Annotated in this window: 21 protein-coding genes; 17 read left to right on the forward strand and 4 right to left on the reverse strand. The window is 71.8% G+C overall.

Features of this window, described 5'->3' with window-relative positions:
• Positions 1 to 76: 76 nt before the first annotated feature.
• Both SALPAC4_RS0118740 and SALPAC4_RS0118745 read right to left on the reverse strand, forming a co-directional pair.
• The gene (locus SALPAC4_RS0118740) at positions 77 to 1996 is read right to left on the reverse strand and encodes a helix-turn-helix domain-containing protein (protein ID WP_019871633.1); all 1920 of its coding nucleotides are present in this window, start codon (positions 1994 to 1996) and stop codon (positions 77 to 79) included.
• Positions 1997 to 2010: 14 nt separating this feature from the next.
• Entirely contained in the window at positions 2011 to 2793 is a 783-nt protein-coding gene (locus tag SALPAC4_RS0118745) for a 3-hydroxybutyrate dehydrogenase (protein WP_019871634.1), read from the reverse strand.
• A 235-nt stretch (positions 2794 to 3028) separates the two neighbouring features.
• Here SALPAC4_RS0118745 and ruvC point away from each other — a divergent pair, with 235 nt between their 5' ends.
• The 8 genes from ruvC to SALPAC4_RS0118785 all read left to right on the forward strand — a co-directional run bounded on the left by ruvC (position 3029) and on the right by SALPAC4_RS0118785 (position 12520).
• Positions 3029 to 3562 (forward strand): crossover junction endodeoxyribonuclease RuvC, encoded by a 534-nt coding sequence (gene ruvC / locus SALPAC4_RS0118750; protein ID WP_018740294.1) that lies wholly within the window; start codon positions 3029 to 3031, stop codon positions 3560 to 3562.
• Positions 3559 to 4161, forward strand: coding sequence for a Holliday junction branch migration protein RuvA (gene ruvA, locus SALPAC4_RS0118755; RefSeq protein WP_019871635.1), 603 nt, complete (start codon positions 3559 to 3561; stop codon positions 4159 to 4161). Before ruvC ends, ruvA begins: the two co-directional genes overlap by 4 nt.
• 55 nt (positions 4162 to 4216) lie before the next feature.
• Positions 4217 to 5281 (forward strand): Holliday junction branch migration DNA helicase RuvB, encoded by a 1065-nt coding sequence (ruvB, locus tag SALPAC4_RS0118760; RefSeq protein ID WP_018730040.1) that lies wholly within the window; start codon positions 4217 to 4219, stop codon positions 5279 to 5281.
• A gap of 138 nt (positions 5282 to 5419) precedes the next feature.
• Positions 5420 to 5758, forward strand: coding sequence for a preprotein translocase subunit YajC (gene yajC / locus SALPAC4_RS0118765; RefSeq protein WP_027644359.1), 339 nt, complete (start codon positions 5420 to 5422; stop codon positions 5756 to 5758).
• Positions 5759 to 5998: 240 nt separating this feature from the next.
• Positions 5999 to 7951 (forward strand): protein translocase subunit SecD, encoded by a 1953-nt coding sequence (gene secD, locus SALPAC4_RS0118770; protein ID WP_019871637.1) that lies wholly within the window; start codon positions 5999 to 6001, stop codon positions 7949 to 7951.
• A 1-nt stretch (position 7952) separates the two neighbouring features.
• Positions 7953 to 9131: a protein translocase subunit SecF gene (gene secF / locus SALPAC4_RS0118775; RefSeq protein WP_019871638.1), complete on the forward strand. Its 1179-nt coding sequence runs from the start codon at positions 7953 to 7955 to the stop codon at positions 9129 to 9131.
• Between the two features lie 87 nt (positions 9132 to 9218).
• Positions 9219 to 9785 (forward strand): adenine phosphoribosyltransferase, encoded by a 567-nt coding sequence (locus SALPAC4_RS0118780; RefSeq protein WP_018730036.1) that lies wholly within the window; start codon positions 9219 to 9221, stop codon positions 9783 to 9785.
• Positions 9786 to 10060: 275 nt separating this feature from the next.
• On the forward strand, positions 10061 to 12520 hold the full coding sequence (locus SALPAC4_RS0118785) for a RelA/SpoT family protein (RefSeq protein WP_019871639.1): 2460 nt from the start codon (positions 10061 to 10063) through the stop codon (positions 12518 to 12520).
• Positions 12521 to 12584: 64 nt separating this feature from the next.
• Here SALPAC4_RS0118785 and SALPAC4_RS0118790 read toward each other — a convergent pair whose 3' ends face one another.
• Positions 12585 to 13415 carry a peptidylprolyl isomerase gene (locus tag SALPAC4_RS0118790; RefSeq protein ID WP_027644361.1) on the reverse strand — a complete coding sequence of 277 codons (831 nt, stop codon included), beginning with the start codon at positions 13413 to 13415 and terminating at the stop codon, positions 12585 to 12587.
• Positions 13416 to 13455: 40 nt separating this feature from the next.
• A complete protein-coding gene (locus tag SALPAC4_RS0118795) occupies positions 13456 to 14331 on the reverse strand; it encodes a peptidylprolyl isomerase (protein ID WP_019871641.1) in 876 nt (291 codons plus the stop codon).
• Positions 14332 to 14570: 239 nt separating this feature from the next.
• On the opposite strand from SALPAC4_RS0118795, the gene SALPAC4_RS0118800 reads away from it, so the two are divergent.
• From SALPAC4_RS0118800 to SALPAC4_RS0118840, 9 genes are all read left to right on the forward strand, one after another.
• Complete coding sequence (locus tag SALPAC4_RS0118800) at positions 14571 to 15287, forward strand: MBL fold metallo-hydrolase (RefSeq protein ID WP_019871642.1); 717 nt, start codon at positions 14571 to 14573, stop codon at positions 15285 to 15287.
• A gap of 55 nt (positions 15288 to 15342) precedes the next feature.
• Positions 15343 to 16671, forward strand: a complete 1329-nt coding sequence (gene hisS, locus SALPAC4_RS0118805) for a histidine--tRNA ligase (RefSeq protein ID WP_027644362.1) — start codon at positions 15343 to 15345, stop codon at positions 16669 to 16671.
• 145 nt (positions 16672 to 16816) lie between these two features.
• Positions 16817 to 17752: an acyl-ACP desaturase gene (locus SALPAC4_RS0118810; protein WP_019871644.1), complete on the forward strand. Its 936-nt coding sequence runs from the start codon at positions 16817 to 16819 to the stop codon at positions 17750 to 17752.
• A gap of 182 nt (positions 17753 to 17934) precedes the next feature.
• Positions 17935 to 19758, forward strand: coding sequence for an aspartate--tRNA ligase (aspS, locus tag SALPAC4_RS0118815; RefSeq protein WP_019871645.1), 1824 nt, complete (start codon positions 17935 to 17937; stop codon positions 19756 to 19758).
• Positions 19759 to 19926: 168 nt separating this feature from the next.
• Complete coding sequence (locus SALPAC4_RS0118820; protein WP_026325298.1) at positions 19927 to 20523, forward strand: ArsR/SmtB family transcription factor; 597 nt, start codon at positions 19927 to 19929, stop codon at positions 20521 to 20523.
• On the forward strand, positions 20523 to 21911 hold the full coding sequence (locus SALPAC4_RS0118825; RefSeq protein WP_019871646.1) for an MFS transporter: 1389 nt from the start codon (positions 20523 to 20525) through the stop codon (positions 21909 to 21911). Before SALPAC4_RS0118820 ends, SALPAC4_RS0118825 begins: the two co-directional genes overlap by 1 nt.
• A gap of 121 nt (positions 21912 to 22032) precedes the next feature.
• Positions 22033 to 23541, forward strand: a complete 1509-nt coding sequence (locus SALPAC4_RS0118830) for a replication-associated recombination protein A (RefSeq protein WP_027644363.1) — start codon at positions 22033 to 22035, stop codon at positions 23539 to 23541.
• A 1652-nt stretch (positions 23542 to 25193) separates the two neighbouring features.
• Positions 25194 to 25919, forward strand: coding sequence for a hypothetical protein (locus tag SALPAC4_RS0118835; protein ID WP_019871648.1), 726 nt, complete (start codon positions 25194 to 25196; stop codon positions 25917 to 25919).
• 152 nt (positions 25920 to 26071) lie between these two features.
• Positions 26072 to 26533 (forward strand): DUF948 domain-containing protein, encoded by a 462-nt coding sequence (locus SALPAC4_RS0118840; RefSeq protein WP_018730025.1) that lies wholly within the window; start codon positions 26072 to 26074, stop codon positions 26531 to 26533.
• The last annotated feature ends 7 nt before the right edge of the window (positions 26534 to 26540 follow it).

Consider the following 26540-nt stretch of genomic DNA (forward strand, 5'->3'; position numbering starts at 1 on the left):
AGCCTCAGCTGGGCCGCTTAAGCGGCACGGCCTCGACCGGCGCGGCCGCGACCGCGGCGCCTCGACCGGCGCGGGCTCAGCCGGGCGGGTGGCGGAGGCGGTGGAGTCGGAGTGCGAGTTGCACCTCGAGCACGCGCTCCGGCTGCTGCCAGTCGCCGCCGAGGAGGTGACCGACCCGCTCCAGCCGTTGGGTGACCGTGTTGACGTGCACGTGGAGCTGCTCTGCGGCGCGGGTCAGGCTGCTCCCCGCCCCGAAGTACGTCTCCAGGGTCCGCACCAGGGCGGTGCCTCGGCGAGCGTCGTAGTCGAGCACTGGCCCCACGGTGGCTGCCAGGAACCGGGAGACGTCGCGGTCGCCGCCGATGTCGACCGCGCCCAGCAGCAGGCCGACGAAGCCCAACTCGTCCGCACTGGCGCCCTGCCCGGCTCGGCCGAGCGCGCCGAGCGCGGTCAGGCAGCGCTCCGCCTCCCGGAACGCCGCTGCCAGCGAGGCCGGACCGGTGGCGGGACCAGCGCCGCCGGCGGTCACCCGTCGCCCGGTCAGCCGGGACAGGTCCCGCGCCACCGCGCGGGCGGCGGTGCCCGCGCCCGAGCCGGGCAGCATCAGCACCACCTTCCCGTCCCGGGCCGCGGCCAGGCCGCCGCGGGTGCCGGCGTAGGTGGTGGCCCAGGAGAGGGTCCGTTGCCGGGCCGAGTCCGTCGCGGCGATCGCGCCGTCGTGCACACAGACCAGCACCTGCGCGGTGTCCACGTCCACGTCGAGTCGGCGGGCCCGGTCGCGGAGCGCGTCGGTGTCCCGCGGCGGATCGGCGATCAGATCGTCGAGGAGTTCGCCGCGGACCCGCCCCTCCGCCTCGGCGACCGTCCGCCGAAACAACAGCAGCAGCGCGGTGACCAGGGCGGCCCGCTCCAGGATCTGCTGGTCGGCGTCGACCAGCTCGTCGTCCGGGCGAAGCACCAACGCCCCCAGGTTCTCGGCGCCGGCGACCACGGCGGCGTACCAGAGTGGGCCGCGGCGCACGCTGCGCCCCGCGGCCCGGGACGCGGCCACCGCCGCCACGATCTCCGCCCGCCTCGGTTCGTCGATCTCGCCGACCCGGGCCAGGAGCCGCCCCTCGGCGTCCAGGGCCAGTAGCGCTCCACCCAGGACCTCCGGTACGGCGGCGGCGACCTCCTCCACTCCGCCGCCGCGGAGCACCAGCGCGGTCATCCGGTCGTGGGCCGCCGCCGCGCGCTCCACCGACGCGCTGTGCGCCCCGATGGTGGTGTTGGCCGCGGACAGCTCCGCCAACGCGGAGCGGGTCTCGGTGAGCAGCCGAGCGGTGTCGATCGCGACGGCGGCGTGCGCGGCCAGCGACGCCAGCAGGGCCACCTCCTCCCGGGCGAACGGGCGCGCCGAGCGATTGGCCGCGTAGAGCACGCCGATCGAGATCGAGCCCAGCCGCAGCGGCACGCCGAGGATCGCCACCAGCCCCTCCTCACCGACGCCGGCATCGATCTCGCGGGTGTGGTGGAACCGGTCGTCCGCCGGATAGTTCGCCGTGACGTACGGGGCGCCGGACTGGGCGACCAAACCACCGAGGCCGGCGCCCATCGGTAGCCGCAGCCGTTGGAACCGGGCCGACACCGAGCCGTCGGTCACCCGCATGTAGGTGTCGCCGCGCCGGTCGTCGTTGAGTGTCATGTACGCGACGTCAGCGTCGAGCAGGTGCCGGGCCCGGCGCGCGATCGCCCGCAGCACGTCGTCCAGGTCGCGGAGCCCGGCCAGGTCGCTGACGGTGTCGTACAGCCCGGAGAGCTCGCTTTCCCGGCGTCGCCGTCGTTCCAGCAGGGCCCGCACCCGCAGCGCGACCTGCTTGGCCCGTTCCAGCTCGGCCAGCCGCTCCGGCGGTGCGCCGGTGGTGCGCGCGGCCACAAGTGGGCCCTCGAACTCCACCGCCGCGGCTTCGCGGGCGAGCAGCTCCAGGAACTCCACCGGCGAGGACATGACGGCCATTGTGCGCCGGTGCCCTAGTTCGCCGTCCACCCCCCATCGAGCGCGATGGACGCACCGGTGATGAAGGCCGCCGGTGGTGAGCACAGGTACGCCACCAACTCGGCCACCTCCTCCGGTTCGAGCAGCCGCTTGATGGCCGCCCGGCCCAGCATGATCTTCTCGACGACCTCGGCTTCCGGGATGCCGTGGCTGGCGGCCTGGTCGGCGATCTGGCGCTGCACCAGCGCGGTGCGCACGTACGCCGGATTGACGCAGTTGGCGGTCACGCCGTGCGCGGCCCCCTCCAAGGCGACTACCTTGGACAGACCCTCCAACGCGTGCTTCGCCGAGACGTACGCCGCCTTGTACGGCGAGGCACGCAGCCCGTGCACCGAGGAGATGTTGACGATGCGTCCCCAGCCGGCGGCGTACATGTGCGGCAGGGCCCGGCGGATGACCAGGAACGGGGCTTCGACCATCACCCGGTGCAGGTATTCGAAGCGTTCCACGGCGAACTCCGGGACCGGGGCGACGTGCTGGAGTCCGGCGTTGTTGACCACGATATCGACCTTGGTGTCGAGGCGGTTGACCGTCTCCGGGTCCGCCAGGTCGGCACCGACGGCTACGCCGCCCACCTCGGCAGCGACTGTCCGGGCGGCGGCGAGGTCCCGGTCCACCACCACCACGGTGGCGCCGGCGGCGCCGAGTCGTCGCGCGCACGTCCGCCCGATGCCGCTGCCGCCGCCGGTCACCAGGGCGGTTCGGCCGGTGAGATCGACCTGTACGACGTGGGGGGTCGTCCTCGGATCTGCCGTCATGGCGCATGAAACTACGACCTGTACGGCCAGGCGCACATGGGGTAGCGGCACATACTCGTCGTCGGGGCTGTGTGGTCGCAGTCGACATCGGGTGAATCCCGGCAGTGCCGGCACCACCGGTCGGGCTCGGTGCCGGCGCCGCCGTCGGGCTCCGGCGTGTCCCGCCGGCTGCGGCTCCGACGATCTCGATAGGGTGTCGAACACACGTACTGCTGGCGGTCGGGGAGGAGGCGGCGTGCGCGTGCTCGGCGTTGACCCGGGGCTGACCCGGTGCGGGGTCGGCGTGGTCGAGGGCGTGCCGGGGCGCCCCTGCACGTTGGTCGCCTACCACGTCGTCCACACTGATCCCGACGACGAGTTGCCGCTGCGCCTGCTGACCCTGGACCGCTCGCTCACCGCCCTGGTGGCCGAGCATCGGCCGGACAGCGTGGCTGTCGAGCGGGTGTTCAGCCAGCACAATGTCCGCACGGTGATGGGCACGGCACAGGCCAGCGGGGTCGCTGTTCTCGCCGGGGCACGGGCGGGCCTGCCGGTGCAGACCTACACTCCGAGCGAGGTGAAGGCGGCGGTGACCGGCTCGGGTCAGGCCGACAAGGCCCAGATGACCGCGATGGTGACGCGGCTGCTGCGGCTCTCCGCCCCGCCCCGCCCGGCGGACGCCGCCGACGCCCTGGCCCTGGCCATCTGCCATGTGTGGCGCGGTGGCACCCGTTCGAAGTTGGCGACCGCCGCCGACCGGGCCCGACGACGAGGAGGAGGAGGCCGATGATCGCCAGTGTCCGGGGGGTGGTGACGGCGACCGGTCCCGACCACGCCGTCGTGGAGGTCGGCGGGGTTGGCCTGGCGGTGCAGTGTGCGCCGGGCACGATCGCCGACCTGCGGGTGGGTCAGCCGGCCCGCCTCGCCACCAGCCTGGTCGTCCGGGAGGATTCGCTGACCCTCTACGGCTTCGCCGACGACGACGCCAAGGCCCTGTTCGAACTCTTGCAGACGGCCAGCGGCGTCGGCCCCCGACTCGCCCAGGCCGTCCTCGCGGTGCATGCGCCGGAGGCGGTCCGGGCGGCCATCGCCAACGCCGACATCGCCGCGTTGACCCGGGTGCCGGGGATCGGCAAGAAGGGCGCCGAGCGGCTGGTACTGGAGCTGCGGGACCGGATCGGTCCCACCCCGGTCGGTGCCGACGCCGCGGCCGGCGTCACGACCGGTAACTGGCCGGAGCAGGTGCGTCAGGCCCTGGTCGGGCTCGGCTGGACGGCGGCGCAGGCGGATCAGGCGGTCATCGCGGTGGCGGAGACGGTGGAGGGGGAGGTCCCCCCGGTGCCGGTCCTGCTCCGGCAGGCGATTCGACTGCTGGGCCGCACGCGATGACGGGCGGGCGGAGTGGGTCGGGCGACCGCATCCGGGCCACGGGTGAGGAATCGGGATGACGGGCGACAATCTGGTCTCGGCGTATGTGAGCGACGCCGAGCGGGACGCGGAGGCCAGCGTCCGGCCGCGCCGGCTGGCCGAGTTCATCGCGCAGGAGCGGGTCCGGGATCAGCTCGACCTGCTGCTTCAGGGTGCGCTACGCCGCGGCAGTCCGCCCGATCACATCCTCCTGTCGGGCCCACCGGGGCTGGGTAAGACCAGCCTGGCCAATATCGTCGCCGCTGAGCTGGGCACCAGCATCCGGGTGACCAGCGGTCCGGCGATCGAGCGTTCCGGTGACCTGGCAGCCATTCTGACCAGTCTCGGCGAGGGGGATGTGCTCTTCATTGACGAGGTGCACCGGATCGCCCGGCCGGCGGAGGAGCTCCTCTACAGCGCGATGGAGGACTTCCGGGTTGACGTGGTGGTGGGCAAGGGTCCCGGGGCGACCGCCATCCCGCTGGACGTGGAGCCGTTCACCCTGGTTGGGGCGACCACTCGCGCTGGGCTGCTCACCGGCCCGATGCGGGACCGGTTCGGCTTCGTCGCACACCTGGACTTCTACTCCCCGGCCGACCTGGAGCGGCTGCTGAACCGCTCGGCCCGCATCCTCGGTGTGCCGATCACCGCTGACGGTGCGGCCGAGATCTCCGGCCGCGCGCGGGGCACTCCCCGGATCGCGAACCGGCTGCTGCGTCGGGTGCGGGACTTCGCCGAGGTCCGGGCCGACGGCGTGGTCACCCGGGAGACCGCGCAGGCGGCCCTCACCGTGTACGACGTGGACGCGTTGGGGCTGGACCGGCTTGACCGGGCGGTGCTCACCGCGCTGGTGGATTTGTTTCGGGGTGGTCCGGTCGGCCTGTCCACGCTGGCGGTGGCGGTGGGGGAGCAGCCGGACACGGTGGAGGAGGTTTGTGAGCCGTTCCTGGTGCGGGCCGGTCTCCTCGCCCGAACACCGCGTGGTCGAGTCGCCACCGAGGCGGCCTGGCACCACCTGGGGCGTACGCCGCCGAATGGTACATTTGGCCCGGATGTCCCTCCCGCGCGTGCCCTGTTCTCGGTGGAGCCTGATCAGCCGTGATGCGAACGTGATCTGTGCCGCATTCGGTGTTCCCAGGTGGAGCGACTAGACTCGCCGCGGTCTGTACAGATGTGAGAAATCGCCTTCAGCCCGGTGCCCTTGTGCCGGTACGAAGGCCAATGGGAAGGTTTTACCACCGTGCTTTTGGCACAAGATGGCGGCGGCGCCGGCGGCTTCACGCCCATCCTTATGATCGTCCTGCTCTTCGGAGTCATGTACTTCATGATGATTCGTCCGCAGCAGAAGCGGCGCCGAGAGGCGGCGGCCATGCAGTCCTCACTGGGGCATGGTGACGAGGTCGTCACCATCGGCGGGCTTTACGGCACCGTCACCGGCGTGGACGACGAGACGGTGCTGCTGGAGGTCGCCCCCGGCGTGGAGACCCGCTACGCCCGTCCCGCGATCGCGCGGGTCGTCACCAAGGCGGAGCAGCCCGCTGACGCGGCGGCCGACGACGCGGACGCAATCAAGGAGTGATACCCCGCCCGTCATTTTCGGCGGCCGGGTAGCGCATGAGTTGGACGAAAATTTGACAATCGGGTCGATACGCCACCCACGGTAGGTGCAGGGTGTGGTGGCGTTCCGCGTCGGCGCCCGTTCGCCGCCGCGGCGACCCCCACATAGCTTCGGCCGGTCTACCCGGCCGACAGCCGCCGCTGGCGTGGCGGCGTGACCCCACAGGGAGACAGGACAGCCGTGGCACCACCTCAGAAACAGATGCGCCCCGGGCGGCAGCTCGCCGTGCTCGGGTTCATCTTCGTGGTCCTCTATCTTCTGGTCTTCTTCGGCGGCGGCGCGAGCGGTGGCTGGCAGGACCGGCTCGAGCCCAAGCTCGGTCTCGACCTGGTCGGCGGCACCCGGCTGACGCTGGAGGCGACCAACACCGTCGACGGCCAGGCACCGACCGCGGAGAGCCTGGAGGAGGCCCGGCAGATCATCGAGAGTCGGGTCAACGCCTTCGGGGTTGCCGAGGCCGAGGTCGTCACCGAGGGCGACCGAAACATCGTGATCTCCCTTCCCGGCGAGAACCGGGACCTGACCGAGGTCGGCAGCGCCGCGGAGCTGCGCTTCCGCAAGGTGCTCCAGGTGACCGACGGTAGTGGTGCGGCGGCGAACCCGGCGCCGAGCCCGACCGACACCCCCTCGGCCACACCGTCCGGTTCCGCTGCGCCGTCTGGTTCCGCCACGCCGTCCGGTTCCGCCACGCCGTCCGCGACCGGCAGCGCTTCCCCGACCCCGTCGAGCAGTGTCCAGGTCACGGCCTCGCCGACCGGAGGTGAGGGCGGTGGTGCCGCGGCGCCGAGCGAGACCCCCACGGCCTCGCCCAGCGTCACGCCCACGCCGAGCGCCTCCTCCTCGCCCAGCGCGACACCGGCGGCGAGTGACAGCGCCACCCCGGCCCCGGCCAGCATCGAGGAGCAGCGCAGGGCAGTCGAGCAGAAGGTCGGTGCGCCCGCCTGGGAGGCCGCGAACGCGCTCCAGTCGCCCAACGACCTGGCCACCGACCCGTCGCTGGTCGAGAAGCTCAAGCCGTTCGCGTCGCTGACCGACCGCGAGGTCGCGGTGCTGCCGGCCCAGGTGCAGTTCAACGTCCCGCAGATCACTTGTGCGCAGCTTGACGCCCGTCCGCCGGCGTCGATCTCCGCCGTTGACCAGCAGGTCGTCGCCTGTGAGTTCGGCAGCCTCAAGTACCTGCTCGACCAAGCCAAGGTTGTCGGCACCGACATCAACGACGCCAACGCCTTGCTAGACCAGACCAGCCAGTGGGTGGTCAGCCTGGACTTCACCAACTCGGGCCAGGAGAAGTGGACCGCGTTGACCGGTGAGGCGTTCCGGAACGAGGGCGAGGCCTGTGACCCGAGCGCGCTCGGGGACAGCGGCAACTGCCGGGTCGCCGTCGTGCTGGACAACGAGATCGTCTCCTCGCCGGAGATCCTGGGTGTGTTGACCGATAACTCGCAGATCACCGGCAACTTCACCCAGCAGGACGCCGGCGACCTGGCGAGCACGCTGCGCTACGGCGCGCTGCCGGTGACCTTCGAGCCGCAGGCGCAGCAGAACGTCACCGCGACCCTGGGCGCCAGCCACCTGCGGGCTGGCCTGCTCGCGGCCGGCATCGGGATGCTGCTGGTGATCATCTACTCGTTCTTCTACTACCGGCTGCTCGGCTCCGTGATCTTCCTGAGCCTCGTGCTCTCCGCGCTGCTCGTCTTCGGCGCGTTGGTGGTTCTCGGCCGGCAGATCGGGTTCACCCTCACCCTCGCCGGAATCGCCGGCATGATCGTCTCGCTCGGTGTGGCGGCGGACTCCTTCGTCATCTACTTCGAGCGGCTCAAGGACGAGATCCGGGAAGGGCGCAGCCCCCGCAGCGCGGTGTCCCGGGCGTGGATCCGCGCCCGTCGGACGATCATCTCCGCCAACGCGATCACCCTGATGTCCGCGGTGGTGCTCTACATCGTCTCGGTCGGCGTGGTCAAGGGCTTCGCCTTCGCCTTGGGCCTCGCCACGGTCCTCGACCTGGTGGTGGTCTTCCTCTTCCGACACCCGATCATGACGATGTTCGCCCGTACCCGGGCGTTCCTGTCCCCGCGGGTCAGCGGCCTCGGCCGGGCGTTGCCGGCCCGGGACAAGCCGGCCCAGCCCCGCAACCCGCACGCGAAGGAGGCCTGAGATGGCCGGTGCTGGTCTCGCGAGTCGCCTCTACCGTGGTGAGGCCGGTCTCGACATTGTCGGCCGTCGCAAGGTGTGGTTCAGCGTCGCCGGGGCGCTGGCCCTGATCTCGGTACTGAGCTTCGCGTTCCTCCGGTTCGACCTCGGAATCGAGTTCGCTGGCGGTAACTCGATCCAGGTTCCCGCCAGTGTCGGCACCCTGGAACAGGCCGAGGAGGCGGTTGACGCCGCGCTGGCCACTGAGGGTGGCGGAGCGGAGGTGGTCACCGCGCAGAAGGTCGGCGGTACCGGTGACGACTTCTACGAGATGCGTACCTCGCAGCTCAGCGCGGAGCAGGCCAACGCGGTCAAGGCGGCGGTAGCCCAGGAGTTCGGCCTCCCGGTCAGCGACGTTGGCGGTGAGCAGGTCAGCCAGGCCTGGGGTAGCCAGGTCACCAAGCGGGCGGTGCTCGGTCTGGTGATCTTCCTCGTGCTGGTGATGGTCTACCTGGTGCTGCGCTTCGAGTGGCGGATGGCGGTCGGTGCGGTCAGCTCCCTGCTGATGAACCTGGTCCTCACCGCCGGCGTCTACTCGCTGGTCGGCTTCGAGGTGACCCCGTCGACGGTGATCGGCTTCCTCACCATCCTGGGCTTCGCGCTCTACGACGTGGTGGTGGTCTTCGACAAGATCCAGGAGAACACCCGCGGCATCACCGCGAACAACAACCAGACGTACGGCGAGGCGGCCAACCTGGCGATCAACCAGAGCCTCATGCGATCGCTGAACACCTCGATCGTGGCCCTGCTCCCGGTCGGCGGCCTGCTCTTCATCGGGGCCGGCTTCTTCGGCGCGGGCACGCTGAAGGACCTCGGCCTGGTGCTGTTCGTCGGTATGGCGGTGGCGTTCTTCTCCTCGATCACCCTGGCGACCCCGCTGCTGGTGCTGCTCAAGAACCAGGAGCCGCGGATCCAGGCGCACAACAAGCGGGTGCTGGCCCGGCGGGCCGCGCTGGAGCGTGGCGAGGGTGCGACGAAGAGCGCGCCCCGGCTGACCGAGAGCGCCGACGAGCAGCTCGACCCGGGGGCGCCGGCCCTCGCCGGCGCGGCCCCGAAGGTGGGGGCACGGCCGGCGGGCAAGCGGCCGACCGGCACGCGTGGTGCGCGCAGTGGCGGTAACCGTCCGGGCGGCAAGCGGCGCTGACGCGCCAGTGGAACGGAACGACGGCGTCCTTCATGCTGTGCGAGCGGCGTGCGGGACGCCGTCGTCGGAACAAGGGAGCGGAACCGCGTGACAGAGACCCACACCACCGTGGTACGAGGGGACAGCGGCCGGGAGATGGCCGAACTGGTGGCCAGCCGGGTGCTGGACGTGCCAGATTTCCCGAAGCCCGGTGTCATGTTCAAGGACCTGATGCCGCTCTTCGCCGATGGGGACACCTTTCGCGAAATCATTGATGGCATCGTGCGTTACCACGGGCGAGACTCGTTCGACACCGTGGTGGGGATCGAAGCCCGTGGCTTCGTGGTCGCGGCAGCGATAGCGTACGCCGCCGGCGTCGGGGTGGTGCCGGTACGCAAGGCGGGCAAGCTGCCCCGGGTGGCCTACTCGGCGTCGTACGCCCTGGAATACGGTGAGGCCACCCTGGAGGTGCACCAGGATGCGTTCACGGCCGGGCACCGGGTCCTGGTGGTGGACGACGTACTCGCCACGGGTGGCACCGCCGAGGCGACCCTCGACCTGGTCGAGCGGGCCGGCGGTACGGTGGCGGGCTGCACCGTCCTGCTGGAGTTGGGCTTCCTGGGCGGTCGTGAGCGGCTGGCGCCGCGCCCGGTCCATGCCCTGCTGACCGTTTGATCGTCCGGCCGGGGCGGATGACCCGGTGCGGCCCGGGTCGGCGAGACGGCGGCGCCCCCTGAGTGCGGGTAGCATTGCCATTTGCTAACCGGGCGCGTCGATTCGTCCGGTGGCGAGGACCCGGCGGCCGGAGGTCGGCGGGGCCCACACCGGCCGTGCGGCCGGTTGGATCGACAACGCCGGTCCGTGCGGCCGGTTGAATCCGACGTCGGCCGCCTGGCCGGCGCGTCTGGCGAGCGGTGAGGAGGACGGTGTCTCACGATGTCGCCCCTCCGTTGGAGGACACGGTGCACCCGACAGGCGACGGCTCGGTGACCGACCGCAGTGGTGGCTCCCGTTCCGGGGTTGGTCCCGGTAGTGGCGCCGGAGCGACCGACGCCCTCCGCACCGGCCCGGACGCGGGGAGCGAGGAGGCGGTCGTTCCGAAGCGGGGCGACCTGGTGCCCGAGACCGTTCCCGGCGGCGGATTCGCACTCTCCAGCGCGCCGACCGGGCGCCGGGTGCGGGCCCGGCTGGCCCGGTTCAACGCGCCTTGGCAGTCATCGCAGGTCAGCGAGGTGCTGGAACCGCTGATCTCAAGTCACCGGGAGAATCACCCGAAGGCCGACGCGCGGCTGTTGCAACGCGCCTTCGACACGGCGGCTCGCTGGCACTCCGGCCAGTACCGCAAGTCCGGCGACCCCTACATCACCCATCCGCTCGCGGTGGCCACCATCCTGGCCAATCTGGGCATGGACACCACCACGCTGGTCGCGGCGCTGCTGCACGACACGATCGAGGACACCGAGTACACGCTGGACCAGATGCGGGCCGACTTCGGCGGCGAGGTGGCGCTGCTGGTTGACGGGGTGACCAAGCTCGACAAGGTCAAGCTGGGCGATGCGGCGAAGGCGGAGACGATCCGCAAGATGGTCGTCGCCATGGCGAAGGACCCACGGGTCCTGGTGATCAAGCTGGCCGACCGGCTCCACAACATGCGTACCCTGATCTTCCTGCCGCGGCCGAAGCAGGAGCAGAAGGCCAAGGAGACGCTGGAGATCCTGGCTCCCCTGGCACATCGCCTGGGTATGAACACGATCAAGTGGGAGCTGGAGGATCTGGCCTTCGGCACCCTCTTCCCGAAGCGGTACGAGGAGATCAACCGACTGATCGGGGAGCACCAGCCGCAGCGGGAGGCGCTGCTGCGACAGGTGACCAGGAAGGTCGGCACCGACCTGAAGTCCGCCAAGATCAGGGCGGAGGTGACCGGTCGGCCGAAGCACCTGTACTCGATCTACCAGAAGATGATCGTGCGGGGGCGGGACTTCAACGACATCTACGACCTGGTGGGTGTGCGGATCCTGGTTGACACGGTGCGGGACTGTTACGCGGCGTTGGGTGTGATTCACGCGAACTGGCAGCCGGTGCCGGGCCGGTTCAAGGACTACATCGCGATGCCGAAGTTCAACATGTACCAGTCGTTGCACACGACGGTGATCGGGCCCACCGGCAAGCCGGTGGAGATGCAGATCCGCACGTACGCGATGCACCGTACGGCCGAGTTCGGTATCGCGGCGCACTGGAAGTACAAGGAGCACAAGGGCACCCAGATCGTGGGCCCGCCGGCGCACATCGATGAGATGACCTGGCTGCGGCAGCTGCTGGACTGGCAGCGGGAGGCGGCCGACCCGAGCGAGTTCCTGGACGCGCTGCGCTTCGACCTGTCCAGCCAGGAGGTGTACGTCTTCACCCCGAAGGGCGACGTCTTTCCGCTGCCCACGGGGTCCACGCCGGTGGACTTCGCGTACGCGGTGCACACCGAGGTGGGGCACAAGTGCATCGGGGCGCGGGTCAACGGCAAGTTGGTGCCGTTGGAGTCGACGCTCTCCAACGGCGATGTGATCGAGATCTTCACCTCGAAGTCGGAGACGGCCGGCCCGACCCAGGACTGGCTCGGGTTCGTCAAGAGCCCGCGGGCGCGTACGAAGATCCGGCAGTACTTCAACAAGGAGCGGCGCGAGGAGGCGATCGAGGCCGGCAAGGACGCGATCGTCAAGGCGATGCGCAAGCAGGGCATGCCGCTACAGCGGATGCTCAGCTCCGACAACCTGATGGCGATCGCCCGGGATCTGCACCTGGCCGATGTCGCCTCGCTCTACGCGGCGGTCGGTGACAGTCACGTCTCCGCCCAGTCGGTGGTGCAGAAGCTGATGGCCTCCTACGGCGGTGAGGAGGGCGCGGTCGAGGACATCGCCGAGACCGCGGTGGCCACCCGCCCGCCACGGAGCCGGGCCAGCAGCAACGACCCGGGTGTCGTCGTCCGGGGCGTCAGCGATGTGTGGATCAAGCTGGCCCGCTGCTGCACCCCGGTCCCGCCGGATTCGGTTTTCGGGTTTGTCACCCGCTCCGGCGGGGTGAGCGTGCACCGGGACGACTGCGCCAACGCCGAGGACCTCAAGACACAGGGGGAGCGGGTCGTGGAGGTGGGCTGGAAGCTCACCAGCGCGTCAACCTTCCTCGTCGCCATCCAGGTCGAGGCGCTCGACCGGCACAAGCTACTCACCGACGTGGCCCTGGTGCTCTCCGACGAGCGGGTCAACATCCTCTCCGCGACCGTGACGACCACGCGGGACCGGGTGGCGGTGAGCCGGTTCAGCTTCGAGATGGCCGACCCCAAGCATCTGGGGCACCTGTTGGCCGCGGTGCGGAAGGTCGACGGCGTCTTCGACGCCTACCGGGTCACCTCCGGCTCCTGAGCCATCAGCACGCACGAGCGCCCCCGGCCGGAGCCGGGGGCGCTCGTGGTCTCTCGCTGGGGCGTCAGCCCTGGGGCGCGCTCATCGTGAGGTCAGTGATGGTGACCTCCTTCTTCGGGTGTCCGCCGCCCATCTGCGCGTATGCCGCGTCGTCGCCGGCCGCCGCGACCTCCTTGACGATGTCCATCCCGCCGGTGATCGTGCCGAGGACGGTGTAGTTCGGGTCGAGCGGCGAGTCGCCGTAGACGATGAAGAACTGGCTGCCGGTGCTTCCGGGGGCGCCGGAGTTGGCCATCGCGATAACGCCCTCCGGGTACGGGGGCCGCTTGTCCGTGGGCAGGTTCTCCTCAACCAGCCCGTAGCTCGGCCCGCCGGTGCCGTCGGTTTCCCGCCAGCCGTCACCGGTCGCGCTCGGGTCACCGCACTGGAGCACCTTGATTCCTTCGGTGACGAGGCGGTGGCACTTGGTGTTGTCGAAGAAGTTCTGCTCCGCCAGGTGGGTGAAGCTGGCGCTGGTGCATGGCGTCTCGGACCGGTCGACCTTGGCCGTGATCGGCCCGAGGTTCGTGTCGATGGTGAGGGTCTGGGTGCCGGTGTTCGGTTGCTGGGCGCTCGGCAGGCCGACGTCCTTGATCTGTGGGGTCCGCTGGTCGGCGGGGATCTCGGTGAAGACGCATTCGGTGGCACCGGCGGTGGTGGTCGAGTCGGTCGCCGAGTCGTCGCCGAGGCTCGACACCAGCCAGACGGTGCCGGCGACCACCAGGAGGAGAGCCGCGCTCGCCCCGACGATCGCCTGGGTCTGTCGACGCCGACGAGCCCGGGCGGTCCGCTCGGCCATCTCCTTCTCGAGCCGAGCGCGGGCCGCCGCGCGTTGCCGCTCACTGGTGGACGTCACGCCTGGGTCCTCCTGCACGATGTGGGTTGGCTGGGATCGGTCAGCCGGCGCTCGGGTCAACCGCCGGGGTGGCCGACGTGGTGGCAGTCGGCGTCGTCGCCGGCTCGGTGACCGTCAGGCTCTGGATAACCACGTCGTCGTCCTTCGGCTTGACCTTCGCCCCGCCCGCATTCTCCACGGTCGGAAGCGAACCGATCTTCTCGACCGTATCCAGGCCACCGGTGACGCGGCCAACGACCGTGTACGCCGGGTCGGCGGTGGTGAAGTCCTTGAAGAAGATCAGGAACTGACTTCCGTTGGCGCCGGGCCTGTCGCCGACCATCGCGACCGTGCCCTTCGGGTAGGTCGCGGGCTGGTCGGGCGCGGGGCTGGCCGAGGCCTCCGCCGGGGTGGGGACGTTCTCGTCATAGAAGGAGTAGGCGGGTCCGCCCAGTCCGGTGCCACTCGGGTCGCCGCAGCGCACCGCACCCTCGGCGGTGATCTCGTGGCACTTCGTGTTGTCGTAGAACGAGTTCGCCGCCAGGTGGGAGATACTCGCGACGGCGCACGGGGTGGCGGCGGTGTCCAGCTCGGCGGTGACCGGGGCGCCCTGGTTCGTGACGACCGTCATCGTCCGGACCCCCTCGGTCGGCAACCCGGTGGTGGCCGGTGTGCCGACGTCGGTCAGGTTGGTGTTGGCGGTGGCGTCTTCCGGGGTCCAGAAGCAGATCTCCTCGGCCGCGGTGTCCTCGACCGGGTCCCGATCGAAGGCGCCCAGCGCCCAGGCGGAGCCGGCCACGATCAGGGCGAGGACGACTGCGACGCCCACCCCGGCCTGGACCTGCCGTCGGCGGCGGGCCCGAGCGGCCCGCCGGGCCAGCTGTCGGTCGAGTTTTGCCCGCGCCAGTTTGCGCTGCCGATCCCTGCTGGAGGCCACCCGCGCTCCCCTTCCTCTACCCTGGTTCCGTGACGGGCGGCCCGACCGTTGGTCAGGTGTGCCATGCCACACGCCCGCAAGAGTGTACGACCAGTGGCGGGGATTGTCGTGTACGAGGTGGCGCAGTGGTGCACCGCGGACCGTGCCGCACCCGCCACCGGGCCGCACCGCGCGAGCTTGGTTGCCGCGGCGACTAGGCTCAGCAGACGACCTGACACTTTGAGGGAAGGGGAGCCGTCGTGCTCGTGGCCGGTTTTCCCGCGGACGCCTTCGGCACCAACTGCTACGTGGTCGCGACGGCGCCGGGGGAGCAGTGTGTGGTGGTCGATCCCGGCATCGGGGTGCTCGACCGACTCGACGCCCTGCTGGCCGAGCACCGGCTGCATCCGGCCGCGGTCCTGTTGACCCACGGCCACCTCGACCACACCTTCTCCGTCGCGCCGGTCTGCGGTGCGCGGGGGGTCACCGCGTACGTTCACCCGGCTGACCGGGAGCTCCTCGCCGATCCGGCGAAAGGGCTCTCCGCCGACCTGACCGGGCTCTTCGGCGGTCGGCTGCCGTACACCGAGCCGGAGGACGTCGCCGAGCTGACCGACGGCGCCACCCTCGACCTCGCCGGGCTGGAGATCACCGTTGACCATGCGCCGGGCCATACCGGCGGGTCGGTGCTCTTCCGGTTGCCCGGCGCGGGCTCCCGCTGGGAGGCAGACGAGCTCTGCCTCTCCGGTGACGTGCTCTTCGCCGGCTCGATCGGCCGTACCGACCTGCCGGGTGGCAGCCATCCGACGATGCTCGCCAGCCTGCGGAGCAAGATCCTCCCGCTGGCGGACGACACGGTCGTGCTGCCCGGCCACGGTCCCACCACGACGATTGGCCGGGAACGCGCCGCCAACCCGTACCTCCTCGAGGTCGCGGGCGCGCAGGCGCGACCGGCGGCCCCTGCCCGCGGCCTGTAGCCGCCGGATCCTCTTTCCCCCGCGTGGACCGCGCGGGGTTCGCGAACGGAGCACCATGAGTAAGCCCACGCCGATCTCCGGCTTTCCGGAGTGGACGCCCGCCCAGCGGATGATCGAGCAGTCCGTCCTGGAGCGGATCCGGGACACCTTCGAGCGGTACGGGTTCGCCCCACTGGAGACCCGCGCGGTCGAGCCGCTCGACCAGTTGCTGCGCAAGGGGGAGACCTCCAAGGAGGTCTACCTGCTCCGGCGGCTGCAGGCCGACCCCGACGGACCGGCCGGCGACGACGCTCTTGGCCTGCACTTCGACCTGACCGTGCCATTCGCCCGGTACGTGCTGGAGAACGCCGGCAAGCTCCAGTTCCCGTTCCGCCGCTACCAGATCCAGAAGGTGTGGCGGGGCGAGCGACCGCAGGAGGGCCGCTACCGGGAGTTCCTGCAGGCGGACATCGACATCGTTGACCGGGACACGTTGGCGCCGCACCACGAGGCCGAGATGCCGCTGGTGATCGGGGACGCGCTGCGGTCGCTGCCGATTCCGCCGGTGCGGATCCAGGTCAACAACCGCAAGATCTGCGAGGGCTTCTACCGGGGGCTGGGGATCAGCGACCCGGAGGCGGCGCTGCGCGCGGTCGACAGGCTGGACAGGGTCGGCCCGGCCCAGGTGGCCGACCTCCTGACCGCCACGGCCGGGGCGACCGAGGCGCAGGCGAAGGCCGTGCTGGCGCTGGCGGAGATCTCGGCGCCGGACGCGTCGTTCGCCGACGCGGTGAACGCGCTCGGGGTCAGTCACCCGCTGCTCGACGAGGGCCTCGCGGAGCTGGTCCAGGTGATGCAGACCGCCGCCGAGCACGCGCCCGGCCTCTGCGTCGCCGACCTGCGCATCGCCCGCGGCCTGGACTACTACACCGGGACCGTCTACGAGACGCAGCTGGTCGGGTACGAGCGGTTCGGCTCGATCTGCTCCGGCGGCCGGTACGACAACCTGGCCAGCGCCGGTGCCGTCGCGTTCCCGGGAGTGGGCATCTCGATCGGGGTGACCCGGCTGCTCGGCCTGCTCTTCGGTGCCGGGGCGCTGAGTATTTCCCGCCCGGTCCCCACCTGTGTGGTGGTGGCGGTGACCAGCGAGGCGCAGCGGGCGGTGAGTAACCGGGTCGCCGAGGCGCTGCGGGCCCGGGGCATCTGCACCGAGGTCGCGCCGAGCGCGGCGAAGTTCGGCAAGCAGATCCGCTACGCCGAGCGGCGGGGCATCCCGTACGTGTGGTTCCCCGGCACGGACGAGGGAGCGGACGAGGTCAAGGACATCCGTACCGGTGCGCAGGTGTCGGCGCGGGCCGAGGTGTGGCAGCCGCCCGCGGCAGACCTGCGGCCGGTGGTGAGCTGAGTTCACGTGACCGCCGGCCCCGCTCGGTCCGGGGTGGGTGTTTCGGCAGGAAGGCGCTGCTCCGAGGCGCGCGTGGGACGTTACTGGCGCGTACCGACGATCGGACCTACGGTGGCGTAAGTTACGCCGCCGTAGGGAGACCCACATGACCGTCCTCAGCCAGACCGCCCTCCTGCACGAGCTGGAAGTCGTCGTGGAGAAGAACCTCGACCGGCACCTGTCGATCGCGAAGGAGTGGTTCCCGCACGAGTACGTGCCCTGGAGTGAGGGGCGGACCTTCGACGGCCCGCTCGGCGGGCAGGCGTGGACGCCGGCCGACTCAGAGCTGCCCGAGGTCGCCCGTACCGCGTTGATCGTCAACCTGCTCACCGAGGACAACCTGCCCTCGTACCACCACCAGATCGCCACGCTCTTTGGTCGGGACGGGGCGTGGGGGACCTGGGTGCACCGGTGGACGGCCGAGGAGGCGCGGCACGGCATCGCGATCCGGGACTACCTGACGGTGACCCGGGCGGTCGACCCGGTGGCCCTGGAGCGCGCCCGGATGACGCACATGTCGGCCGGCTACCGCAACGCGCACGACGAGGAGATGCTGCACTCGCTCGCGTACGTGTCGTTCCAGGAGTTGGCCACCCGGATCTCGCACCGGAACACCGGTCGGGCCACCGGCGATCCGCGCTGCGAGGCGCTGTTGGCGCGAATCGCCACCGACGAGAACCTGCACATGCTCTTCTACCGAAACCTGCTCGCCGCCGCCCTGGAGCTGGCGCCCAGCCAGACGATGCGGGCGGTGGCCGACGTGCTGGCCGAGTTCCAGATGCCGGGCAACGGCATCGAGGGGTTCGCCCGGAAGTCCGTCGCGATCGCCCTGGCCGGCATCTACGACCTGCGCCAGCATCGGGACGAGGTGGTGCTGCCGGTGCTGCGGCAGTGGGACATCTTCGAGGTGTCGGGCCTGGACGCGGACGGCGAGGCGGCCCGGGACCAGATCGCGGCCCACCTCGAGGGCCTGGAGCTCGCCGCGTCCCGATTCGAGGAGAAGCGCGACGCCCGTCGCGCCCGACAGGCGGCCCGGGGCTGACGCCCCAGGGCGCGGCGGGCTCTCCTTCCGCGCACCCGGCAAACGGCGGTGCGGTAGCCCTGACAGAATGCCGGGGCAGAGACATTCTGCCCCGGAACAGGCTGGAAACGAGGATGCGGCCCCGGGGCGGCCCGGCGAGGATGCCGGGCAGATTCATTCCGCAGACGAGGGAGACGCACGCCGTGATCCGTACCCATGACGCCGGAAGCCTGCGCGCGACGGACGCCGGCACCACGGTGACGCTCGCCGGCTGGGTGGCCCGCCGGCGCGACCACGGCGGTGTCATCTTTGTCGACCTGCGGGACGGTTCCGGGGTGGCCCAGGTCGTCCTCCGCGAGGAGGACGCCCACGTGCTGCGCAACGAGTACTGCGTCCAGGTCACCGGTGAGGTGACCCGTCGTCCCGAAGGCAACGAGAACCCGGAACTGGCCACCGGCGAGGTCGAGGTGACGGCGGAGGAGCTGGAGGTGCTCTCCGAGGCGGCGCCCCTGCCGCTGCCGGTGGACGACCAGGTCGAGGCCGGTGACGACGTCCGGCTGCGCTACCGGTATTTGGACCTGCGCCGCAGCGGCCCGGCCAACGCCCTGCGGCTGCGTTCCGCGGCCAACCAGATCGCCCGGACGGTGCTGCACGAGCGGGACTTCCTGGAGATCGAGACCCCGACGTTGACCCGCTCGACGCCGGAGGGGGCCCGGGACTTCCTGGTGCCGGTCCGGCTGCAGCCCGGCACCTGGTACGCATTGCCCCAGTCGCCGCAGTTGTTCAAGCAGCTGCTCATGGTGGGCGGGATGGAGCGCTACTACCAGATCGCCCGCTGTTACCGGGACGAGGACTTCCGCGCGGACCGGCAGCCGGAGTTCACCCAGCTGGACATCGAGATGTCCTTCGTCACCGAGGACGACGTGATCGACCTCGGCGAGGCGATCGTGTCCCGGCTGTGGCGGGAACTGGCCGGCCACCAGATCACCCGGCCGATCCCGCGGATCACCTGGCACGAGGCCATGGCCCGGTACGGTTCGGACAAGCCGGACCTGCGCTACGGCGTGGAGTTGACCGAGCTGACCGACTACCTGCGCGGCACCCGGTTCCGGGTCTTCGCCGGCGCGATCGAGGCGGGTGGCTACGTCGGTGCGGTCGTGATGCCCGGCGGTGCGGCGCAGTCCCGGAAGGAGTTGGACGGCTGGCAGGACTGGGCCAAGGCGCGGGGCGCGAAGGGCCTGGCGTACGTGGTGCTCGACGCCGAGACGGGTGAGGCGCGGGGCCCGGTCGCCAAGAACCTCTCCACCGAGCACCTGGCGGGTCTGGCCGACGCGGTTGGCGCGAAGCCCGGCGACGCGATCTTTTTCGCCGCCGGCGCGGAGAGCCGGGCGGCGCAGGAGCTGCTCGGCGCGGCCCGGGTGGAGATCGCTCGCCGGGCGAAGCTGATCGACGAGAGCGCCTGGGCGTTCTGCTGGGTGGTTGACGCGCCGATGTTCGAGCGGGTCACCGACGGCGAGGCGGGCGGTGCGAGCGGCTGGACCGCGGTGCATCACCCGTTCACCGCGCCGAACGCCGAGTGGGTGGACCGCTTCGAGGAGGCGCCGGAGCAGGCTCTCGCATACGCGTACGACATCGTCTGCAACGGAAACGAGATCGGCGGCGGCTCGATCCGTATCCACCGCGGCGACGTGCAGCAGCGGGTCTTCGACCTGCTCGGCATCACCCCCGAGCAGGCGCAGGACAAGTTCGGCTTCCTGTTGGAGGCGTTCAAGTACGGCGCGCCGCCGCACGGCGGGATCGCCTTCGGCTGGGACCGGGTCTGCATGCTGCTCGCCGGTGCCGACTCGATCCGTGAGGTCATCGCCTTCCCGAAGACCCGCGGCGGGTTTGACCCGTTGACTGCCGCGCCGACCCCGATCACCGCGGCGCAGCGCCTGGAGGCGGGCGTGGACGCCCGGCCCAAGCCGGAGGCGCGGGCGCAGGCCGGCACCGCCGGCCCGGCTGCTCCGGTGGCCGACCCCACCTGATCGCCTCGTTGGTCATTCCAGTGGCGGCCCGGCTCCTGCCGGGCCGCCACTGTCGTGTTCGGCGCCCGGTCGGGCTGAGGGGTGCGGGAGTAGTCGAACCCAAAGGCGTCGCATAAGTTTTGTGCAAAACTCTTGTGCATAGAAGTTGTGCACAGATATTGTGCAAGTATGACTGATGACCGGGAGCGGGCAGGGCCGGCTCCGCGCGTGGTGCACATCGACCACCGGCAGATTCGGGTGCTGGCGCACCCACTGCGGATCCGGCTCCTTGGGGCGCTGCGGGTGCAGGGCTCGGCGACCGCCACCATGCTGGCCGAACAGCTCGACACCAACACCGGTGCCACCAGCTACCACCTGCGTCAGCTCGCCGACGTGGGGCTGGTCGCCGAGGACCCCGACCGGGGCACCGGCCGGCAGCGCTGGTGGCGGGCCGCGCACGAGATCAGCGAACTCGAACCCACCGACTTCGACGACGACCCGGACGCCCGCGCCGCCCTGGAGTGGATCCAGGGCCACCAGCTGCGCCTGCTGACCGAGCAGGCGCAGCGGTGGCGCGCGGCGCAGAGCGAGTGGTCGTCGGAGTGGCGAGACGCCTTCGGGATGGGCGACGCCTTCCTGACCCTCCCGGCAGACCGGCTGAAGGCGCTCAACGACGAACTCTGGCAGGTCCTGGAGCGATACCGCGAAGCGGCCGACCCGGCGGAGCCGGGTGCCGAGCAGGTTCAGGTCTACCTCGCCGCCTACCCGCTACCGAAGGAGGCGTGATGGCTACCCTCTCGATCCAACAGGTCCGCAACCGCTACCTCATTCTGCTCAGCCTGCGCTGGCTGCCGGTCGGCCTGCTGGTCCCGGTCTTCGTCCTGCTGATGCAGGAGCGGGGCCTCACCCTCACCGAGATCGGCGTGGCCTTCGCCGCCCAGGGTCTCCTCGTCCTCCTGCTCGAGTTGCCGACCGCCGGGCTCGCCGACGCCGTGGGACGCCGGCCGGTGCTGGTGCTCGCCGCGGTGGTCAACCTCGTCTCCCTAGCGCTCTTCGTCGTGGTCGACTCGTTCGCCCTGCTGGTGGCGGTGTGGGCGTTGCAGGGGGTCTATCGGGCGCTGGACAGCGGCCCGCTCGAGTCCTGGTTCGTGGACAGCACCCTCGCGGCCGACCCCGAGGCCGAGTATGAGCGCGGCCTGAGCCAGGGCGGGACGGCGCTCGGCGTCGCCATGGCGGTCGGTGCCCTGCTCAGTGGCGCGCTGGTCGCGTTCGGCCCGGTCGGCCCCTTCACTGCGTTGACCATGCCGATCGTGGCCGCCGTGGGCTTGCAGGTCGTCGGGCTGCTGGCCGTGCTCGCCCTGCTACGTGAGCGTCGTCCCACCGCCGGGTCGTCGGCGCTGCGCGAGTCGATCGCGGAGGCCCCCCGGATGATCGGCCAGGCGATGGGGCTGCTGCGCCGCTCCCGGGTGCTGCTCGCCCTGCTCTCCGTCGAGCTCTTCTGGGGCTTCGGCATGGTCACTTTCGAAGCTCTCCTGCCGGTCCGGCTTGCCGAGGTGCTCGGCGACTCCGATCGGGCCGGGGCGCTGCTCGGGCCGGCAACCATGGTGGCCTGGCTCGCGAGCGCCGGCGGCGCGGCGGTGACCCCGCTGTTGACCCGGCGACTGGGCGCCGCGCCCGCCGCGGCGCTGCTGCGGATCGCGCAGGGCGTCACCGTGGTCGGGATGGCGCTGCTCGCCGGTCCGGTCGGCGTGCTGATCGCCTTCGTCGTGTGCTACGTCGTGCACGGCGCCTCGAACCCGTTGCACATGGGGCTGGTGCACCGGCAGGTCGACGGGCCGTACCGAACCAGTGTGGTCTCCCTGAACTCGATGGTGGCCGCGCCCGCCGGTGCCGCTGGGGGGATCGTGCTCGGCCTGGTCGCCGACCGGGCCGGCGTCAGCGTCGCGATGCTGGCCGGCGCGGTCGTGCTCGCGATCGCCGCGCCGCTGTACCTACCCGCCTGGCGAGCCAGCCGCGATGGTTCTCCCACCCCGGTCGGTGCGCCGACGGCCGGCGCGTCGCCCGAGCCCCCGGCGGCCCGGCCGGAGGGCTCGGCGCCGGTCAGCGGAGAGCCCGGCGTGCCCCCGGCCCGCGCCGGTGACCCGACCACCGGAGCGGGCGCGGCCCGGCGTTGATGGCGGTGCCACCGGCCGCGGCACGCGGCCGGTGGCACCGGCCGGACTGCAAGGGGCAGGTCAGCTCCGCCCGGCGGCGCTGATTCTGTTGACCCCGGCCGCGCCCGGTACTGTTCCCGTGATGGATCCTGACGCCCTCTTCTCCTTCGGAGAGCCCGCCGCCGCGGCCGTCGCGCCCGCGGGTACTGCCGGCGTGACTGGGTTCACGCCGGTCGGTCAGGACGCGCCGCTGGCCGTCCGGATGCGCCCGACCGGGCTCGACGAGCTGATCGGCCAGGACCACCTGCGTGCCCCCGGCGCGCCGTTACATCAACTCGTCTCCGGGGCCGCACCGATGTCGGTGATCCTCTGGGGGCCGCCGGGCAGTGGGAAGACCACCATCGCGCACCTGGTGGCCGGAGCCACCGACCGTCGCTTCGTGGCGATGTCGGCGCTGAACGCCGGGGTGAAGGACGTCCGTGCCGTCATTGACGCCGCCCGCCGGCAGCGCCGCGCCGGTGGCCCGCAGACCGTGCTCTTCATTGACGAGGTGCATCGATTCAGCAAGACCCAACAGGATTCGCTCCTCGCCGCGGTTGAGGACCGGACCGTCACGCTGCTGGCGGCGACGACTGAGAACCCGTACTTCTCCGTGATCTCGCCGCTGTTGTCCCGGTGCGTGCTCCTCACCCTGCAGCCGTTGGATGACGACGCGGTGCGCAACCTGCTCCGCCGTGCGGTCGCCGACGGTCGTGGCCTGGGCGGCACGCCCGCCCTCGCCCCCGACGCCGAGGAGCACCTGGTCCGGCTCGCCGCCGGTGACGTCCGCAAGGCGCTCACCGCCCTGGAGGCCGCGGCCGCCTCCGCCACCGCGGTCGGGGCCGACCGCATCGATCTGGCCACCGCCGAGCAGGCGGTGGACAGCGCCGCCGTCCGCTACGACCGCGACGGCGACAGCCACTACGACGTGACCAGCGCGTTCATCAAGAGCATGCGCGGCTCCGATGTGGACGCGGCGCTGCACTGGCTGGCCCGGATGCTGGTCGCCGGCGAGGATCCGCGGTTCATCGCCCGACGGATGGTCATCTTCGCCAGCGAGGACGTCGGCCTGGCCGACCCGGGTGCGCTCGGCGTGGCCACCGCCGCCGCCCACGCGGTGGAGTACGTCGGCCTGCCGGAGGCCCAGCTCAACCTCGCCCAGGCGGTGATCCACCTGGCCACGGCCCCGAAGTCGAACTCGGCGACCACCGCCATCGGGGCGGCCCTCGCCGATGTCCGGGCTGGTCGGGGTGGGGCGGTGCCGCGCGGGCTGCGGGACGCGCACTACCCCGGCGCCAAGGGGCTCGGCCACGGCACCGGCTACCGCTATCCCCACGACGACCAACGGGGTGTGGTCAACCAGCAGTACGTGCCCGACGATCTCGTCGGCACCGACTACTACCGGCCCAGCCAGCACGGGGCCGAGCGAGCCGTCGCTGATCGACTGCCGCTGCTGCGCCGGATCATTCGCCGGTCGGCGCCGACGGCTGACCGCCGGCCGGCGGCGGCGCCCGGTGGCACCGGGGCGGGCAACGGCCGCCAACCCGAAAGACCGGGTGACGACGGGGCGTACGAGGGTGGCGCGGACGCCACTGAGGAGGGGCAGCAGTGAAGTCGCGAGGGGCGGACCAGCCCGAGGAGAGCGCCGACCAGCGGCGCAAGGGGCGCCGCTGGGGGCGGGGGAAGGCCGAGGCCGCGGCCGCCGAGCCGGTAAGCGGCGAAGAGTTCGGCTGGATCGACGACCTGCGTACGGCGAAGGCGCAGCGGGCTGAGCTGGGCCCGGAGGGCGGGCCCGGTCCGTCCACGCCGCCACAGCGCCTCGGTGCCGACCCGGGTCCGAGCGGCACTGGGGCTACCCCGCCCGTGCGGCGAGACGCGACCGAGGCGCCCCGCCCGCGTCCCGACGCTGGCCGGCGGTCCGGCTCCGCGAAGCCCGCGGCTCCTCCCGGGCAGCCCGCTCCTGCTGGGCCTGTCACCCCTCCTGGAGGGGTAGCCGGTCCTTTCGCGCCTCCCGCTCCTCCCGGCCCCTCAGCGCCTCCCCAGGCCCAGGGGCGGGGGGGCCCGCCCGGCCCGCCGACCGCCGAGCCGGTCGGTCGTGGCCGTCCGGCAGCGCCAGCCCGTCCTCCGGCCGCCGCCGCGCCGCAGCCGGGCCCCGCCCCATCGGCTGGCCGAGGTGGACGACGTGGCGCCGGTGAACCGACGGGCGCTCCGGGCGCCCCGCCGGTGGTCCCCGGCCGGGCCGGCGACGATTCCACCGGCGGGATTCCTCTCGCCCCGGGTGGACACCGTGCGTCACCCGAGGTCGGCAGGGCACCCGGCCACCGTGCTGCCCCGCCGTCCGGTGGTGTGGCCCGGCATGGCCGACGGGAGACGCCGGAGGAGGACACCGTTGTCCCGCGTGGCCGCCCGTCCGCCCCCGAGGGCGGCCCGGGGCCGGCCACTCCCGCGGTGAACACCGACATTCCGAGCCCGCGAAGCGACAGCGCCGACCCGGTCCCCGGCGAGGGGCGGCGAGCTCGACCGAAGCGGCCGGCCGACTGGCTGCGGCAGGCCGGCCGTACCCCCCACCAGACCGACCCCACGCTGCGCCCCCTGAATCAACCGGCGGTCCCGCCGGGCTCGCCGGTAGCCCCGCGTAGCGCGCCGCCCGCCGGCGGCCGGGGACCCGCTGACGGCTCGCGTTCTGGACCCGAACCGTCCCGGGGCGGTCCCGCCGCCGGGCGAGCGCGGCCTGGCCCCGCCGGTCCGCACCCGGGAGCGGCTGGCCCCGCGCGGCCACACCCGCCCGCTGGACCGGCTGCCGAGCGCCCCCGCCCGTCCGCCGCCGCGAGCGGCGCGATCGGTGAGCCACCCCCGCCCGGCCCGGGCATTGTCCGTCCGGGCCGTCCGGATCAGCCGCCGCCACGGGCCGCTGCCGGGCCGCCACCACGGGCCGCTACCGCTGGGCCGCCACCACGGGCCGCCGTCGGGCCGCCGTCGGGCACGGTTGCCCCGCGGCGGGCGGGTATGCCGAACCCGCCCGCGGGCGGAGCTCCTCCGCCCGGCGTAGCCCGACCGGATGGCATCCCGGGCGGTCCCCCCGGGATGGCGGCCCCGCCCGGTGCTGCCCGGCCCGGCGATGCACCAGCTGGTCCGCGACCCGCGGCTGGGACGGCCCGGCCCGCCGGCCCCCGTCCCAGCGTGGACGAGCGACCGTCGGGTCGCGCGCTGCCGCCACCGCGAGAGCCGGCCGGGGCCACGCCCCAAGGCGTCCCGCCGACGCCGTTGGCGGCCACGCCGGACGGGCCGCCGCGCGGCGGGGCGGAACTCCCCGCGGTCGACACCGCCGCACCGGACGAATCCGGTGGCGCTCGCTCGTACCTGCGCCGGCAACCGCAGCAGCGGCTCCGGACCGTAGCCCTGGCGCTGGCCAGCATCGTGCTGCTCGGTGTTGTCCCGGCCGTCTTCGGGCTACAGACGCTGAACCGTGACCCGGTCTTCGACACCCTCGACCAGTTGGCGGTTCCCACCTGGGCAGCGACCGAGACGGTGGACGACGTCAGTGGCAGTCGCTGGTGTCTGCTGGACTGTCGACTCCGCGAGCGCACCGTGGTCTCGGAACGTTCTCCGGAGGAGACTGTCCAGGTCTACGAGGCGTCGCTGCGGGGGGACGGCTGGCAGCCCTGGCAGGTCGACCGTTGCCCCGAGCAGTCGGCGAAGGGCAGCTACACCTGCTGGCGACGGGATGAGCTGACCCTCGATCTGTGGGTACGCGAGCCCGCCTGTGTGCCGCCACCAGTCGACGGCGAGCCGGCGCTTGTGCCGTCCCCGGATCCATCAACCCGGGCGTCTGAGTGCACCGGCTCGTTGGTTTCGGTGAAGGTGCGGAACGCCATTGATGATGATCGGACGAGACCGCAGCCGAGCACCGACCCGTCGCTCACCGGCGAGGATCCTTTCCCGACCTTGTCCGAGGATCCGCTCGGTGAACTGACCCCCTCACCATCCTGAGGCGGTCTCCATCACGGACGGTAGGGTCTGGGCTGGCAGGCCCGCCTGCCTCCGGCCGACCAGTGGCCGGGGCGCGCGGCACGGGCGTGGGGACGACGGCGGCTTGCTCTGAAACGTCCGGTGCCCGCTGATTCGGCTTGAGGAGGACAGGCGTGGACCTTGGAGAAGTCGCGGCGTTGATCGCGGCGATCGCGTTCGCGATGCTGGTGTTGATCCTGGTGCTACCGATCCTGCGACTGCGGCACACGGTTGACGCGGCCACCCGGATGATCAACGACGTCAATGAGCGTACCGCGCCGCTGCTGGGCGAGGTCAATACCACGGTGAAGAATGTCAACACCGCGCTGGATCAGGTGCAGACCTCGTTGGATGGGGTGAATCTCCAGCTCGCCAAGGTCGATACCATGACCAACCACGCGCAGAACATCACCGCGAACGTCGCCAACCTCGCCACGATCGTCTCCGCCGCTGCCGCGAGCCCGCTGGTCAAGGTGGCCGCCTTCGGTTATGGCGTGCGTCGGGCCACGGCCGCCCGCCGGCATGCGGAGACCGAACGTGAGGTGCGGGACACCATCAAGCAGCAACAGCGCGACCGCCGGCGCGGTCGCCGCTGAGCAGCGC

The organism is Salinispora oceanensis (assembly GCF_000383575.1).
GTDB lineage: Bacteria > Actinomycetota > Actinomycetes > Mycobacteriales > Micromonosporaceae > Micromonospora > Micromonospora oceanensis.

Coding starts and splice junctions, on each gene's coding strand:
- SALPAC4_RS0118740 (WP_019871633.1), bottom strand. CDS start 1,996: ATGGCCGTCATGTCCTCGCCGGTGGAGTTCCTGGAGCTGCTCGCCCGC.
- SALPAC4_RS0118745 (WP_019871634.1), bottom strand. CDS start 2,793: ATGACGGCAGATCCGAGGACGACCCCCCACGTCGTACAGGTCGATCTC.
- ruvA (WP_019871635.1), top strand. CDS start 3,559: ATGATCGCCAGTGTCCGGGGGGTGGTGACGGCGACCGGTCCCGACCAC.
- ruvB (WP_018730040.1), top strand. CDS start 4,217: ATGACGGGCGACAATCTGGTCTCGGCGTATGTGAGCGACGCCGAGCGG.
- secD (WP_019871637.1), top strand. CDS start 5,999: ATGCGCCCCGGGCGGCAGCTCGCCGTGCTCGGGTTCATCTTCGTGGTC.
- secF (WP_019871638.1), top strand. CDS start 7,953: ATGGCCGGTGCTGGTCTCGCGAGTCGCCTCTACCGTGGTGAGGCCGGT.
- hisS (WP_027644362.1), top strand. CDS start 15,343: ATGAGTAAGCCCACGCCGATCTCCGGCTTTCCGGAGTGGACGCCCGCC.
- SALPAC4_RS0118810 (WP_019871644.1), top strand. CDS start 16,817: ATGACCGTCCTCAGCCAGACCGCCCTCCTGCACGAGCTGGAAGTCGTC.
- SALPAC4_RS0118820 (WP_026325298.1), top strand. CDS start 19,927: ATGACTGATGACCGGGAGCGGGCAGGGCCGGCTCCGCGCGTGGTGCAC.
- SALPAC4_RS0118825 (WP_019871646.1), top strand. CDS start 20,523: ATGGCTACCCTCTCGATCCAACAGGTCCGCAACCGCTACCTCATTCTG.
- SALPAC4_RS0118830 (WP_027644363.1), top strand. CDS start 22,033: ATGGATCCTGACGCCCTCTTCTCCTTCGGAGAGCCCGCCGCCGCGGCC.